This is a genomic window from Pallidibacillus pasinlerensis (assembly GCF_009996845.1).
In the GTDB taxonomy this organism is placed as follows: Bacteria; Bacillota; Bacilli; order Bacillales; family Caldibacillaceae; genus Pallidibacillus; species Pallidibacillus pasinlerensis.
The window spans coordinates 51,858-66,576 of record NZ_JAACYS010000004.1 but is presented as its reverse complement, the minus strand read 5'-3'; the positions used below and the strand labels follow the sequence as shown (position 1 = coordinate 66,576).

Genomic DNA, 14,719 nt, shown 5'->3' with positions numbered 1-14,719 from the left:
GTAGAAGATGAAGCAAAGTAAGACGTTTATTCCAACATTAAGAGAAGTACCAGCGGATGCGGAAATAAAAAGTCATAAACTTTTATTACGTGCTGGCTTTATTCGTCAAGTTGCCAGCGGTGTTTATACTTACATGCCATTAGGCTGGCGAGTTTTACGAAAAATTGAACAAATCGTTCGTGAAGAAATGGATGCAATTGATGGTGTGGAATTGTTAATGCCTGCATTACAACCGGCTGAACTTTGGCAAGAATCAGGTCGTTGGGAAGATTATGGACCAGAATTGATGCGTTTAAACGATCGTCACGATAGACCGTTTGCCCTAGGTCCAACCCATGAAGAAGTAATTACTGCCCTTGTACGGGATGAGATAAAATCTTATAAACGATTACCACTTACGTTATATCAAATTCAAACAAAATTCCGTGACGAAAAACGTCCAAGAATGGGACTTTTACGTGGAAGAGAGTTTGTAATGAAAGATGCATACTCCTTCCACACATCACGAGAAAGTCTTGATGAAACATATGATAAAATGTATCAAGCATATTCAAATATATTCTCACGCTTAGGATTGAATTTTAGAGCGGTTATTGCTGACTCTGGATCAATTGGTGGTAAAGGTACCCATGAATTTATGGTTTTATCTGAAATAGGCGAAGATACAATTGCCTTCTCAGATGAATCTGATTATGCAGCAAATATTGAAATGGCTGAAGTTGTAACAACATATGAGAAAAAAGACGAGCCATTGAAAGAATTAGAAAAAGTTAATACAGGTGAACATAAGACAATCGAAGATGTAGTAAATTACTTACAAATTGCACCTGAAGATACAATTAAATCCTTATTATTCAAAGTTGATGACGAGTTTGTTCTAGTGCTTGTTCGTGGCGATCATGAAGCAAATGATGTAAAGGTGAAAAACTTACTTGATGCTGCAGTTGTAGAATTAGCGACACCTGAAGAAACAGAGGAAATTATTGGTTGTCAAATCGGTAATGTCGGTCCTATTGGAGTAAATAATGTTAAAATTATTGCTGATGTTGCCGTTCAATATATCGTAAACGGTGTTTGTGGGGCAAATGAAGAAAAGATGCATTATGTTAATGTGAACCCTGGACGGGATTTTGAAGTAGATACATATGCAGACCTTCGCTTTATTCAAGAAGGAGACCCATCTCCAGACGGAAAAGGTAAAATTAAATTTGCTAAAGGTATTGAAGCTGGTCACATCTTTAAACTTGGTACAAAATACAGTGAAGCATTAAATGCCACTTTCCTTGATGAAAACGGACGCTCCCAACCAATGATTATGGGTTGCTACGGAATTGGTATTTCAAGATTAGTAATGGCTGTTGCTGAACAATTTGCTGACGATAAAGGTCTAGTATGGCCAGAAGTAGTATCACCTTATCAATATCATGTAATTATTGTAAATATGAAAGATGAAACACAAGTTTCTGTTGGAACTGAGCTTTACAATAAATTACAAGCATCAGGCTTTGAAGTATTACTTGATGACCGAAATGAACGTGTTGGTGTTAAGTTTGCAGATAGTGATTTAATCGGAATTCCAACACGAATTACAGTTGGTAAAAAAGCGAGTGAAGGAATCGTCGAAGTTAAAAATCGCGTAACGGGTGAAATGGAAGAAAAATCTGTTGATCAAATTTTAGAAGAATTAACAAATCGTTAAAATAAATTGTTTGGCGATGACACTAATAGGTCATCGTCATTCTTTTTTATTAAAGTAAAACCACTTTAAATCTATTCCGTTACGGTAGCGGACGCTTCCTAGGGACTGCTCTGAGCCTCCTCGCCTCGCAAGACACTTCTCTAGGGGTCTCAAGACTCACGCTTTTCCCGGAGGAGTCGCCGCCACCTTCACTATTAATAAAATAGTTCCATCTTTTGTATTTATCAATTTTTTATAGTTGCTAAATGAGTTAAGCAGGGAAATAAAACTTACTGATTATCTTATAGATTATGATATAATAATCCATGACATTCTGAAACGTAGTTTAACCAATTGTGCAATTTTACTTATGAGTTACATGTTATTATTTGTAATTCCTATGGGGGGATTATATGAATCAAATGAATAAAAATAAAGAACAGTTGCAAATTCTTTTACAGCAATTAAATTTACGAGAAGATCAATACTTTCCATATTTTAAAAATGGTGAAATTGAAAAACTAGTTATAGAAAAGAGCACTCGCAAATGGGAATTTCACTTTTTATTTGAATCTGTTCTTCCTTTTCAAGTTTTTCTACCATTTTCTACACGACTAAAAGAAGCTTTTAATCAAATTGCTTCTGTTTCTTTTTTTATAAAAACAAAAAATCAAGATGTAAATGAACAATACGTTTATGACTATTGGAAATACGTTATTCAACAATTAGATGGTATGTCACCTGCACTTCTAGCGTTATTAAATGAACAAGTACCGAAATTGATAGGGAATAAAATAATTGTCAAAGCCCGAAACAACGCAGAAGGGATGACCTTAAAGAAAAAATATGCTCCAATTATTTTAAGTTTATTTCAACAATACGGTTTTCCTCCATTACAGTTTGATATAGATGAAAACTATCGAACGAATGATGAATCATACCAACAATTCCTCATTGAAAGACAAAGGGAAGATGAGGAGCGGGCAAAACAAGCCGTAATGGATATGCAAAAACAAGCAGAAGAAAGTAGTAATACAGTTGAGGAAGAAGATCAAGGTCCTCTAATTATTGGATATCAAATTCAAGGTGACCAAGAATATCGTACATTAAATGAAATTACTGAAGAAGAGCGTCGTATCGTTGTTGAAGGATATATATTCGCATGCGAAACGAAAGAATTACGTAGTGGTAGAACGCTACTTGAATTTAAAATGACAGATTACACGAACTCTATTCTTGTAAAAATGTTCTCTAGCAATAATCGAGAAGATAAAGAGAAAATATCACGTGTTAAAAAAGGTATGTGGGTAAAAGTTCGTGGGAACGTCCAAAATGATACATTTGTCCGTGACCTAGTATTAATGGCCAATGATATAAATGAAATAAAACCGCGAGATGTACGAAAAGATAAAGCTCCAGAAGATGAAAAACGAGTTGAACTTCATGCCCATACGCAAATGAGTCAAATGGATGCTGTCGTTTCAGCTTCAGATATAATTAGTCAAGCGGCAAAATGGGGACATAAAGCTGTTGCCATTACTGACCATGCCGTTGTTCAATCCTTTCCAGAGGCATATAAACAAGCAAAAAAACAAGGTATTAAAGTTTTATATGGAGTTGAAGCAAATATCGTAGATGACGGTGTTTCGATTGCGTACCATCCTGAGCATTGGAAATTAGATGATGCAACATACGTAGTATTCGATATTGAGACAACTGGACTTTCTGCTGTTTATAACACAATCATTGAACTAGCAGCGGTGAAAATTAAAAATGGAGAAGTTATCGATAAGTTTGAATCCTTTGCTAATCCGCACCATCCGCTATCAGCCTTTACGATAGAATTAACAGGAATTACTGATGATATGGTAAAAGATGCTCCTGAACCGGAAGAAGTTTTGCAAAAGTTTTATGACTGGAGTCGGGATTCTGTAATTGTCGCTCATAACGCATCCTTTGATACGGGATTCCTTAATGTTGGCTATCAAAAAATCGGTTTAGGAAAATATTCCGATCCGACTATTGATACACTTGAATTAGCAAGATTTTTATTCCCAGAAATGAAAAATCATCGTTTAAATACGTTAGCGAAAAAATTAAATGTAGAACTAACGCAACACCATAGAGCGATTTATGACGCGGAAGCAACTGGTTTTATCCTCATAAAATTATTAAAAATGGCGAAAGAAAAAGGAATCGAGTATCTCGATGAACTAAATGAATACAGTAAAAGCGATACGAGTTATAAAAGAAGTAGACCATTCCACGCAACGCTTCTTGCGCAAAATCAAGTAGGATTAAAGAATTTATTTAAACTTGTTTCAAAATCATTAGTAGAATATTTTTACCGTGTTCCACGTATTCCACGTTCAGTTTTACTTGAATATAGAGAAGGAATCCTCGTTGGTTCTGCCTGTGATAAGGGAGAAGTATTTGAAACAGCCCAGCAAAAATCGTTAGAAGAACTTGAGGAAGTAGCAAAGTTTTACGATTATCTTGAAGTTCATCCAAAAGCTGTGTATGCTCCGTTAATCGAAAGTGATACGATACAAGACGAAGCACAGTTAGAAGAAACGATTAAGAAAATTATTCAAGTCGGTGAGAAACTAAATATTCCTGTCGTTGCAACGGGGAATGTCCATTATTTACATCCTAGGGATAAAATTTATCGTAAAATATTAATTAATTCCCAAGGTGGGGCAAATCCTTTAAATCGTACTCAACTACCAGATGTACATTTCCGTACGACAGATGAAATGTTAGAAGCCTTTCAATTTTTAGGTGAAGAAAAGGCAAAAGAAATCGTTGTGGAAAATTCTAATAAAATTGCCGATATGATTGAGGAAGTTCAAGTTATTAAAGATGATTTATACACCCCTAAAATTGAGGGTGCAGAAGATACGGTAACAAATATGAGTTATGAGATGGCGAAAAAAATCTATGGCGATCCACTACCGGAAATTATTGAAAAGCGATTAGAAAAAGAATTAAAAAGTATTATAGGAAATGGTTTCGCCGTAATTTATTTAATTTCCCATCAACTCGTTAAAAAATCGTTAGATGATGGGTATCTAGTTGGTTCCCGTGGGTCAGTTGGTTCTTCTTTTGTGGCAACGATGATGGAGATTACGGAAGTTAACCCAATGCCTCCGCATTACGTTTGTCCGAACTGTAAACATTCGGAATTTATTACCGATGGTTCGGTCGGTAGTGGTTTCGACCTACCTGATAAAGAATGTCCAGAATGTGGTACGTTCTATGATAAAGAAGGACAAGATATTCCGTTTGAGACATTCCTCGGTTTTAATGGGGACAAAGTACCGGATATTGACTTAAACTTCTCCGGTGAATATCAACCACGAGCCCACAATTATACGAGGGTGTTATTCGGGGAAGATTATGTTTATCGTGCAGGAACTATTGGTACGGTCGCAGACAAAACGGCTTATGGTTACGTAAGAGGATTCGAAGAGGATAATAATATTCAATTGCGAAATGTAGAACGGGAACGGTTATCAATGGGGATGACAGGGGTTAAAAGAACGACAGGTCAGCACCCTGGTGGGATTATCGTAATCCCAGATTATATGGATGTTTATGATTTTACACCGATTCAATATCCTGCGGATGACCAGTCTGCAGATTGGCGAACAACCCACTTTGACTTCCATTCCATTGATGAAAACGTCTTGAAGCTAGATATTCTAGGTCATGATGATCCGACTGTTTTAAGAATGTTACAAGAATTAAGTGGTATCGATCCGCGAACAATTCCAACGGATGACCCGGAAGTAATGGGTATCTTTAGTAGTCCAGAACCATTAGGAGTTACGGAAGAACAAATTATGTGTAAAACGGGTACTTTAGGAATACCAGAATTTGGAACTCGTTTCGTTCGACAAATGCTTGAAGAAACCCATCCATCTACGTTTTCTGAGCTATTACAAATTTCTGGTCTTTCCCATGGAACCGATGTTTGGTTGGGGAATGCTCAGGAATTAATTCGTAATGGCATATGTACGTTAAAAGATGTTATCGGCTGTCGGGACGATATTATGGTAGGTTTAATGTATTATGGTATCGAACCTTCTAAGGCTTTCAAGATTATGGAGTCCGTTCGTAAAGGTCGTGGCTTAACGGAAGAAATGGAAACAGAAATGCGCAAACATGATGTACCAGATTGGTATATTGATTCATGTAAAAAGATTAAATACATGTTCCCGAAAGCCCATGCTGCAGCCTATATTTTAAATGCGGTCCGAATTGCTTGGTTTAAAGTTCACCATCCGCTTTTATACTATGCGACATACTTTACTGTGCGCGCAGAGGACTTTGATATTGATGCGATGACAAGTGGTTCGAATGCAATTCGAGCAAGGATTAAAGAAATAAATGATAAAGGCTTAGATGCTTCTCCAAAAGAGAAAAGTTTACTAACTGTTTTAGAATTAGCATTAGAAATGTGTGAACGTGGTTACTCGTTCCAAAAAATAGATCTATATAAATCTGATGCCCATGAATTCATCATTGAAGGCAACTCTTTAATCATGCCTTTCGATTCAATACCTGGACTTGGAACGAATGCGGCTATTAATATCGTAAAAGCTCGTGAAGAAGGCGAGTTTTTATCGAAAGAAGATTTACAACAAAGAGGTAAAGCCTCAAAAACAATCATTGAATTCTTGGATAACCATGGTGCTCTAGAAGGCTTACCGGACCAAAACCAACTATCTCTATTTTAAAAACTGCTTAGTAGTTGGGTTTTATTGCATAAATTTTCCTGATATGATATAGTTTATTTAGTAATTCTAATTAATATTCTCTTAAAAAAAGAGTGGGGGGTTCCTCACTCTTATGTTTTTGTCCAAATTTCTAAATGTAAAACGTACGTACACTGTTATATAAGGTAAATATGTAATTCACTAAAATTTACACATAATAACAATAGACAGTACTGGAATGATTAAACAATTGTTCTAAATTAAATTTTGAAGGGAGGGTCTTTATGAGTAAGGTAACGAAAATTGTCGAAGAACTCGCAACTCCTATTGTTGACGAACTCGGATTAGAAATTGTCGATGTTGAGTATGTAAAGGAAGGTAAAAACTGGTTCCTTCGTCTTTTTATCGATAAAGATGAAGGTGTTGATATTGAGGAATGTGGGATTGTCAGTGAAAGGTTAAGTGAAAAACTTGATGAAATTGATCCGATTCCACATAACTATTACTTAGAAGTATCATCCCCAGGAGCGGAACGACCATTAAAAAAACCAGCTGATATTACTAAATCAATTGGTAAAAATGTCCACGTGAAAACATACGAGCCAATTGACGGAGAAAAAGTTTTCGAAGGAATTTTAAAAGAATTTGACGGAGAAACAATAGTCATTGAAATCAAAATAAAAACAAGAAAAAAATTAGTTACAATTCCTTATGACAAAATTGCCCTTGCCCGATTGGCTGTATCATTCTCATAATGTTTTTTACTGATAGGAAAATATTAAACAACATGTATTTTGAAATAAAGGGGGATGCCACTGATGAGTAGTGAATTGTTAGATGCTTTAGATATACTCGAAAAAGAAAAAGGGATTTCTAGAGACATTATTATAGAAGCTATAGAAGCTGCATTAGTATCTGCTTATAAAAGAAACTTTAACCAAGCACAAAATGTACGTACGAACTTTAATTTAACTACGGGAACAATGCATGTATTTGCGAGAAAAGAAGTTGTTGATGAAGTTTTTGATTCCCGTTTAGAAATTTCATTGGATGACGCAAGAAAGTTAAATCAGAATTATGAAATCGGCGATATTGTAGAAATTGAAGTAACGCCAAAGGATTTCGGTAGAATTGCTGCACAAACAGCGAAACAAGTTGTTACACAACGTGTTCGTGAAGCTGAACGTGGCATCATCTATGAAGAATTTATCGATCGTGAAGATGATATTATGACAGGGATTGTTCAACGTCGTGATAACCGCTTTGCATATGTTCTATTAGGTAGAGCAGAGGCATTATTACCGGCAAGTGAACAAATGCCTAACGAACAATATAATCATAATGATCGTATAAAGGTATACATTACAAAGGTTGAAAAAACGACTAAAGGTCCACAAATTTATATTTCAAGAACACATCCAAACTTGTTAAAACGGTTATTTGAATTAGAAGTACCTGAAATTTTTGATGGAACTGTTGAAATTATGTCCGTTGCAAGAGAAGCGGGTGACCGTTCTAAAATTTCTGTTCATTCCGATAATCCGGAAGTCGATCCAGTTGGTGCATGCGTAGGACCAAAAGGAGCTCGAGTACAAGCAGTTGTCGATGAGTTAAATGGGGAAAAAATAGATATTGTAAAATATTCTAAAGACCCTGTTGAGTTTGTCGCAAATGCATTAAGTCCATCAAAAGTGTTAGAAGTTATCGTTAATGAAGAAGAAAAATCAACAACGGTGATTGTTCCTGATTACCAATTATCATTAGCGATTGGTAAGCGTGGTCAAAACGCTCGTCTTGCAGCTAAACTTACTGGATGGAAGATTGACATAAAGAGTGAATCTGATGCAAGGGAAGCAGGCATCTATCCTGTGGAAGAATCGCTTTTCTCACCAGAATTAACTCTTGATGATATTACAATTGATGATGAATTAGATGAAGAAGCGGATTCTGTTCATGAATCGATTACCGATGAAGATAAATAAGAGGTGATGTGGCATGAACAAAAAAAGAAAAATTCCAATGCGTAAATGTATTGCAACAGGTGAGATGTATCCCAAAAAAGAACTTTTAAGAATTGTTCGTTCTAAAGAAGGGGAAGTATCAATCGACCCGACCGGTAAGAAAAACGGAAGAGGCGCCTACTTATTAAAAGATAAGGAAGCAGTACTTAAAGCAAAACAAAAGAATTTGTTAAAACAGCATTTACAAGCAGATATCGATGAATCTTTTTATGATGAGATCCTTGCTTACGTTGAAAAGGAGAACATATCATAAGTATGAAACAGGAAAAATGGTTGTCTCTACTTGGACTTGCAAATCGAGCTAGAAAACTTGTAACAGGAGAAGACCTTGTTATAAAAGAAATTCAAAAACAACGAGTTTATCTTGTCTTAATTGCAAAAGATGCTTCAAATAACACATTGAAAACAATTATGAATAAATGTAATTATTATAATATACCAGTAAAGCAAGTTTCCAATCGATATACTCTCGGTAACTCAATTGGCAAGGAAGCACGTGTTGTGATCGGAATTAAAGATAAAGGATTCTCTGAAAAGATAAAACAATTGCTCGATTAAATTTAATGGGGGTGAAACAATGACAAAAATGCGCGTATATGAATATGCCAAGAAAGTTAATGTTACTAGTAAAGATGTCATTGAAAAATTAAAACAATTAAATATTGAAGTATCTAATCATATGACGGCGATTGAAGAAAACGTCATTAAGCAATTAGATCAAACATTCGGACGTTCAAAGCAGGTGCAAGATAAAAGTAAAACTTCAAACAAAAATCAGAACAGGGGAAATGAACAACGTATGCCCAACTCTCGTTCCAACGAAAATTCACAAAATAGATCAAACCATAAATCACAATCAAACACAAAACCTGCTAAAAAAGCACCTGCAAAAGTAAAGCCAGCACCTAAAAAAGTAAAACCTGGCATTGTTGCGGATAAGGAAGCATTAGATGAAGTTGTAGCTCCATCTAAGGAAAAAGTAAAAACAGCATCTCCGAAGGCTAAAGAAGGAAAAAAATACGATCAAGAGTTCAAATCTAAAGAGAAAAAAGCATTCAATCGTAATAAAAATAAAGGAAAAGCTGGAAACACTAAGAAAAACAATCAAAAACAAGTTGTACAAAACCAAGCTCCGAAAAAGGAAAAAGAGCTCCCAAAAAAAATTACCTTTACAGATTCCTTAACAGTAGCAGAATTAGCGAAAAAATTACATCGTGAACCATCTGAATTAATTAAAAAATTATTTATGCTTGGTGTAATGGCAACTATTAACCAAGACTTAGATAAAGATGCGATTGAGCTTATCGCTGGTGAATACGGTGTTGAAGTAGAAGAGAAAGTAAGCATTGATGCTTCTGATCTAGAATCCTTCATTACCGAAGATAATCCAGATGAATTATCAGAACGTCCACCAGTTGTAACGATTATGGGACACGTTGACCATGGTAAAACAACATTACTAGATTCTATTCGTCAATCAAAAGTAACCCAAGGTGAAGCCGGTGGTATTACACAACATATCGGTGCTTATCAAGTTGAAACGGAAGGCAAGAAAATTACGTTCCTTGATACACCTGGACACGCTGCGTTCACAACTATGCGTGCTAGAGGTGCAAAAGTAACGGACATTACAATTTTAGTTGTAGCTGCTGATGATGGTGTTATGCCACAAACTGTCGAAGCTATTAATCACGCAAAAGCAGCAGAAGTACCAATTATTGTTGCAGTAAACAAAATTGATAAGCCAACTGCTAACCCTGACCGAGTAATGCAAGAATTAACTGAACACGGTTTAATTGCAGAGGATTGGGGCGGCGATACAATCTTTGTTCCGATTTCTGCTTTAACTGGTGAAGGAATTGATCAGTTATTAGAAATGGTATTACTTGTTGCTGAAATGGAAGAATTAAAAGCAAACCCAAATCGAAATGCCTACGGTACAGTCATTGAAGCAAAACTTGATAAAGGAAGAGGTTCTGTTGCTACGTTACTTGTTCAAAATGGAACGTTAAAAGTTGGAGATCCGATTGTAGTAGGAAATACGTTTGGCCGTGTTCGAGCGATGGTCAATGATCTCGGAAGACGAGTAAAAGAAGCAGGCCCATCGACTCCAGTTGAAATTACTGGACTTCATGAAGTTCCACAAGCTGGTGACCGTTTTGTAGTATTTGATGATGAAAAGACAGCTCGCCAAATTGGTGAAGCACGTGCGCAGAAAGCTCTACAAGAAACACGTAGTGAATCTGCACGTGTAAGTTTAGATACTTTGTTTGAACAAATGAAACAAGGTGACATTAAAGAATTAAATATTATCGTTAAAGCGGACGTTCAAGGTACTGTTGAAGCATTAACTGCCTCTTTACAGAAGATTGATGTTGAAGGTGTAAAAGTGAATATTATTCACAATGGTGTTGGAGCGATTACTGAATCTGATATCATTTTGGCAACTGCTTCAAATGCCATCATTATTGGATTTAATGTTCGTCCGACTCCAAATGCAAAAAGTATGGCTGAGCAGGAAAATGTTGATATTCGTTTACACCGGATTATTTATAAAGCTATCGAAGAAATTGAACAAGCGATGAAAGGTTTACTTGACCCTGAATATGAAGAAAAAGTCATTGGTCAGGTAGAAGTTAGACAGACATTTAAAGTATCTAAAGTCGGTACGATTGCTGGTTCTTATGTTACAGATGGAAAAATTACGCGTGACAGTTCAGTTCGTTTAATTCGAGACGGAATTGTTATTTTTGAAGGAGAAATTGATACATTAAAACGATATAAAGATGATGTAAAAGAAGTGGCACAAGGTTATGAGTGTGGTATTACGATTAAAAACTTCAATGATATTAAAGAAGGAGATATCATCGAAGCGTATATAATGGAGGAAGTTGCACCGAAATGATTTTGGCCGCTGAAATTGAATGTTTAATTTATGATGCTCAGTCGTTAAAAGAAAAACGTTCAGTTTTACAACGGATTATTACAAGACTTCGAAATCAATTTAACATTTCGATAGCAGAAGTTGACCATCAAAATGTTTGGCAACGAACAAAAATTAAAATCGTTACAGTCTCTTCGTCGAAAAATATTGCGGAACAAGAGTTTCAAAAAGCACTAACATTGATTGACTCTTTTCCTGAAATAGAAAGAACGGTAACTCATGTAGACTGGCTTTAAGTTAGAGGTGATTAATTTGTCTTTTCGTTCGAAACAAGTTGGCGAACAAATGAAAAAAGAATTAAGCGAAATTATTAGTCGCAAAATAAAGGATCCAAGAGTTGGATTCGTTACAGTGACAGATGTTGAAGTGACTGGTGATCTTCAACAAGCAACAGTATATATTTCCGTTTTAGGTGACGAACAGAAAAAAGAAGAGACATTAATTGGTTTATCTAAAGCAAAAGGATTTATCCGTTCGGAAATTGGTAAACGGATAAGACTGCGTAAAACACCTGAAATCTTTTTTGAATTTGATGAATCAATTGATTATGGAAATCGAATTGAAACTTTGTTAAATCAAATTCAACGTGAAGAAAATAAAGATAATGAATAATAATATTAAGGGGCTGTCCAAACTCAGCCCCTTAGTAGTTTTTTAGGCAATGTTCCGGTGGCGGACGCTTTCCTAGGGGCTGCTTTGAGCCTCCTCGCCTTGCAAGACACGTCTCTAGGGGTCTTAAGACTCACGCTTTTCCCGCAGGACTCTGAATATGCTTCACTGAATCTGCACCGCAGAAAAAATGTGAAACATTTTTGCGAGTCGCCGCCACCTTCACTTCATATCCCTATCAATTTCCGCTCGCTTTATTTTCTCAACTACTTATAAAAAGTTATTAAATTGTAAATTTGGCAGGTGTGTTATATGGCAGAGAAACAACAATTAAACGGCATTGTTCCATTATGGAAGCCAGCAGGAATGACATCACATGACTGTGTGATGAAGATTCGCAAGTTATTAAGAACAAAAAAAGTCGGTCATACTGGGACTCTTGATCCAAATGTGACAGGGGTTTTACCTATTTGTGTTGGACAAGCAACGAAAGTAGTTCAATATTTAACTGATGCTGGAAAAAGTTATATTGGTGAAGTGACAATAGGTACTTCCACAACGACAGAAGATTCAGATGGAGAAGTTGTTGAGCAAAAAAGCATTTCTTCACCAGTAAAACGTGAACAAATATTAGCTGTCCTTGAACAGTTAACGGGTGAGATTGAACAAATTCCACCAATGTTTTCGGCGGTAAAAGTGAAAGGAAAACGGCTATACGAATATGCTAGAGAAGGAATTCCAGTAGAAAGACCGAAAAGAACTGTTTCTATTTATGAATTGGAATTACTCGATCAAGATGAGGAATTTACTGGCGATACTATTCGTTTTTCAATAAAAGTATCATGTAGTAAAGGAACTTATATTCGAACATTAGCTGTGATGATTGGGGAGATGTTAGGATATCCTGCCCATATGTCAAAACTTGTTCGGACAAGTTCTGCAGGAATTCAGAAAAATGACTGTTTTACATTTGAAGAAATCGAGGATAAAATTAATCATGACAAATTAGATGAGATATTTCTTCCAATTGAAGCCGCTCTTAATGAATTGCCGAAACTTGTAATTCATGATACATTAGCAAGTAGGGTTAGAAATGGCGCAGTTTTACCTCTACCAGAACCCTATTTACAAGAAGAAGGTCCGATTGCAATATCTCATAATGAAAAAATTATAGCTATTTATAGAAAACACCCAACAAAAATCGGTATGATGAAACCAGATCGAGTTTTAGTCTTCGAATAATGAAAGGTGCGTAAAACAGTGAAAGTCATACGTTTAGGAATTCCAAATAACTTAAAAAGTGAATCGCTACCCCCATTGTCCATTGCTATCGGTTTTTTTGATGGAATACATATAGGACACAAAGAAGTCATCTTGACAGCTAAGAAAATTGCTGAGGAAAACAATTGGAAAAGTGCTGTAATGACCTTTGATCCGTCACCAAAAGAAGTCCTTAGCAAAAATCCGGAAAATGTTAAATATATAACATTACTTGATGAAAAAATAGAAATTATTGAAAAATTAGGTTTGGATTATTTATTTATCGTGCCATTTACACGTGAATTAGCTTCATTTACCCCTGAATATTTTATTGATAATTATATTATTCAGTTGAACGTAAAACATCTAACAGCTGGCTTTGACTATACATATGGTAAATTTGGCAAAGGAACAATGGAAACGATTAGAGACCATAGTAAAGGTCAATTTAATCATACAACTGTAGGGAAAGTTACAAAAAACAAAGAAAAAATTAGTTCTACTTTAATTCGTTCTCTTATTTCTGAAGGAAAAGTTGAAGAAGTAAACGAATATTTAGGTAGACATTATACAATGGCCGGTTATGTCGTTCATGGTGAGAAGCGCGGAAGAAAATTAGGATTTCCGACTGCAAATTTACAAATTGATGATCGTTACGTTTATCCAAGAAATGGCGTATACGTAGTCAGATTATATGTAAATGGCACTTGGGTAAACGGTGTAGCTAGTATCGGTTATAATCCAACTTTCAATGAAGAAAAAACAAAACGATTTGTTGAAGTTTATTTATTAGATTTTGATGATGATATTTATGGACAAAGTGTAATTTTAGAATGGCGTAAATATTTACGTGATGAATTAAAATTTGATTCAATTGATGATTTGATTTTGCAAATGAAACAAGATGAACATGATGCAAGAAATTATTTTAAACAAATGAGTTAACAAATGTCTGTATTAGCTTCACATTGGATATACTATTGCTAGAAAATTTTTTTCTTAATTTATTACTTGCAAATTTAGTGAAAAAGTAGTATTCTAAATACCGTGATATGAACCTTTGCTTGGCATTTCGACTACTCCGACGAATTGCTAGGTTGAGGGGATGTTGAATAAATAGGAGGTGAACATCAATGGCTTTAACACAAGAACGTAAAAATGAGATTATTAAGCAATACAGAACTCATGAAGGAGATACTGGTTCTCCAGAAGTTCAAATTGCGATTCTTACTGAAAAAATCCACATTTTAAATGAGCATTTAAAAACTCATAAAAAAGACCACCATTCTCGTCGTGGATTAATGAAAATGGTTGGTAAACGTCGTAACCTATTAACTTATTTACGTAATAAAGACGTTCAACGTTACCGTGAATTAATTAACAAACTAGGTCTACGCAGATAAAAAGAAAAGCGGGAATTTTCCCGCTTTTTTATTAGCAAATTTTTAAATACATAAATTATACGTTAAAGACAATATTGCACAAT

General features: G+C 35.4%; 12 protein-coding genes. All 12 read left to right on the top strand.

Annotation, left to right across the window (positions count from 1 at the left end; all coding sequences use genetic code 11):
- Positions 1 to 7: 7 nt before the first annotated feature.
- The 12 genes from GW534_RS01740 (at position 8) to rpsO (ending at position 14,636) form a co-directional block, all read left to right on the top strand.
- Positions 8 to 1,699 (top strand): proline--tRNA ligase, encoded by a 1,692-nt coding sequence (locus tag GW534_RS01740; RefSeq protein WP_161919328.1) that lies wholly within the window; start codon positions 8 to 10, stop codon positions 1,697 to 1,699.
- A gap of 392 nt (positions 1,700 to 2,091) precedes the next feature.
- Positions 2,092 to 6,420, top strand: coding sequence for a PolC-type DNA polymerase III (locus tag GW534_RS01735; protein ID WP_407670430.1), 4,329 nt, complete (start codon positions 2,092 to 2,094; stop codon positions 6,418 to 6,420).
- Positions 6,421 to 6,683: 263 nt separating this feature from the next.
- Positions 6,684 to 7,154 (top strand): ribosome maturation factor RimP, encoded by a 471-nt coding sequence (gene rimP / locus GW534_RS01730; protein ID WP_161919327.1) that lies wholly within the window; start codon positions 6,684 to 6,686, stop codon positions 7,152 to 7,154.
- A 63-nt stretch (positions 7,155 to 7,217) separates the two neighbouring features.
- A complete protein-coding gene (gene nusA, locus GW534_RS01725; RefSeq protein WP_161919326.1) occupies positions 7,218 to 8,381 on the top strand; it encodes a transcription termination factor NusA in 1,164 nt (387 codons plus the stop codon).
- A 13-nt stretch (positions 8,382 to 8,394) separates the two neighbouring features.
- The gene (rnpM, locus tag GW534_RS01720; RefSeq protein WP_161919325.1) at positions 8,395 to 8,673 is read left to right on the top strand and encodes an RNase P modulator RnpM; all 279 of its coding nucleotides are present in this window, start codon (positions 8,395 to 8,397) and stop codon (positions 8,671 to 8,673) included.
- Positions 8,674 to 8,675: 2 nt separating this feature from the next.
- Positions 8,676 to 8,978 (top strand): YlxQ family RNA-binding protein, encoded by a 303-nt coding sequence (locus GW534_RS01715; RefSeq protein WP_161919324.1) that lies wholly within the window; start codon positions 8,676 to 8,678, stop codon positions 8,976 to 8,978.
- 19 nt (positions 8,979 to 8,997) lie between these two features.
- Positions 8,998 to 11,325 (top strand): translation initiation factor IF-2, encoded by a 2,328-nt coding sequence (gene infB, locus GW534_RS01710; RefSeq protein ID WP_161919323.1) that lies wholly within the window; start codon positions 8,998 to 9,000, stop codon positions 11,323 to 11,325.
- Complete coding sequence (locus GW534_RS01705) at positions 11,322 to 11,600, top strand: DUF503 domain-containing protein (RefSeq protein WP_161919322.1); 279 nt, start codon at positions 11,322 to 11,324, stop codon at positions 11,598 to 11,600. Before infB ends, GW534_RS01705 begins: the two co-directional genes overlap by 4 nt.
- A 16-nt stretch (positions 11,601 to 11,616) precedes the next feature.
- The gene (gene rbfA / locus GW534_RS01700) at positions 11,617 to 11,976 is read left to right on the top strand and encodes a 30S ribosome-binding factor RbfA (protein ID WP_161919321.1); all 360 of its coding nucleotides are present in this window, start codon (positions 11,617 to 11,619) and stop codon (positions 11,974 to 11,976) included.
- 309 nt (positions 11,977 to 12,285) lie between these two features.
- Entirely contained in the window at positions 12,286 to 13,215 is a 930-nt protein-coding gene (truB, locus tag GW534_RS01695) for a tRNA pseudouridine(55) synthase TruB (RefSeq protein WP_161919320.1), read from the top strand.
- A gap of 18 nt (positions 13,216 to 13,233) precedes the next feature.
- Positions 13,234 to 14,178 carry a bifunctional riboflavin kinase/FAD synthetase gene (locus GW534_RS01690; RefSeq protein WP_161919319.1) on the top strand — a complete coding sequence of 315 codons (945 nt, stop codon included), beginning with the start codon at positions 13,234 to 13,236 and terminating at the stop codon, positions 14,176 to 14,178.
- Between the two features lie 188 nt (positions 14,179 to 14,366).
- The gene (gene rpsO / locus GW534_RS01685; protein WP_161919318.1) at positions 14,367 to 14,636 is read left to right on the top strand and encodes a 30S ribosomal protein S15; all 270 of its coding nucleotides are present in this window, start codon (positions 14,367 to 14,369) and stop codon (positions 14,634 to 14,636) included.
- Positions 14,637 to 14,719 lie beyond the last annotated feature (83 nt).

Coding starts and splice junctions, on each gene's coding strand:
- GW534_RS01740 (WP_161919328.1), top strand. CDS start 8: ATGAAGCAAAGTAAGACGTTTATTCCAACATTAAGAGAAGTACCAGCG.
- GW534_RS01735 (WP_407670430.1), top strand. CDS start 2,092: ATGAATCAAATGAATAAAAATAAAGAACAGTTGCAAATTCTTTTACAG.
- rimP (WP_161919327.1), top strand. CDS start 6,684: ATGAGTAAGGTAACGAAAATTGTCGAAGAACTCGCAACTCCTATTGTT.
- nusA (WP_161919326.1), top strand. CDS start 7,218: ATGAGTAGTGAATTGTTAGATGCTTTAGATATACTCGAAAAAGAAAAA.
- rnpM (WP_161919325.1), top strand. CDS start 8,395: ATGAACAAAAAAAGAAAAATTCCAATGCGTAAATGTATTGCAACAGGT.
- GW534_RS01715 (WP_161919324.1), top strand. CDS start 8,676: ATGAAACAGGAAAAATGGTTGTCTCTACTTGGACTTGCAAATCGAGCT.
- infB (WP_161919323.1), top strand. CDS start 8,998: ATGACAAAAATGCGCGTATATGAATATGCCAAGAAAGTTAATGTTACT.
- GW534_RS01705 (WP_161919322.1), top strand. CDS start 11,322: ATGATTTTGGCCGCTGAAATTGAATGTTTAATTTATGATGCTCAGTCG.
- truB (WP_161919320.1), top strand. CDS start 12,286: ATGGCAGAGAAACAACAATTAAACGGCATTGTTCCATTATGGAAGCCA.
- rpsO (WP_161919318.1), top strand. CDS start 14,367: ATGGCTTTAACACAAGAACGTAAAAATGAGATTATTAAGCAATACAGA.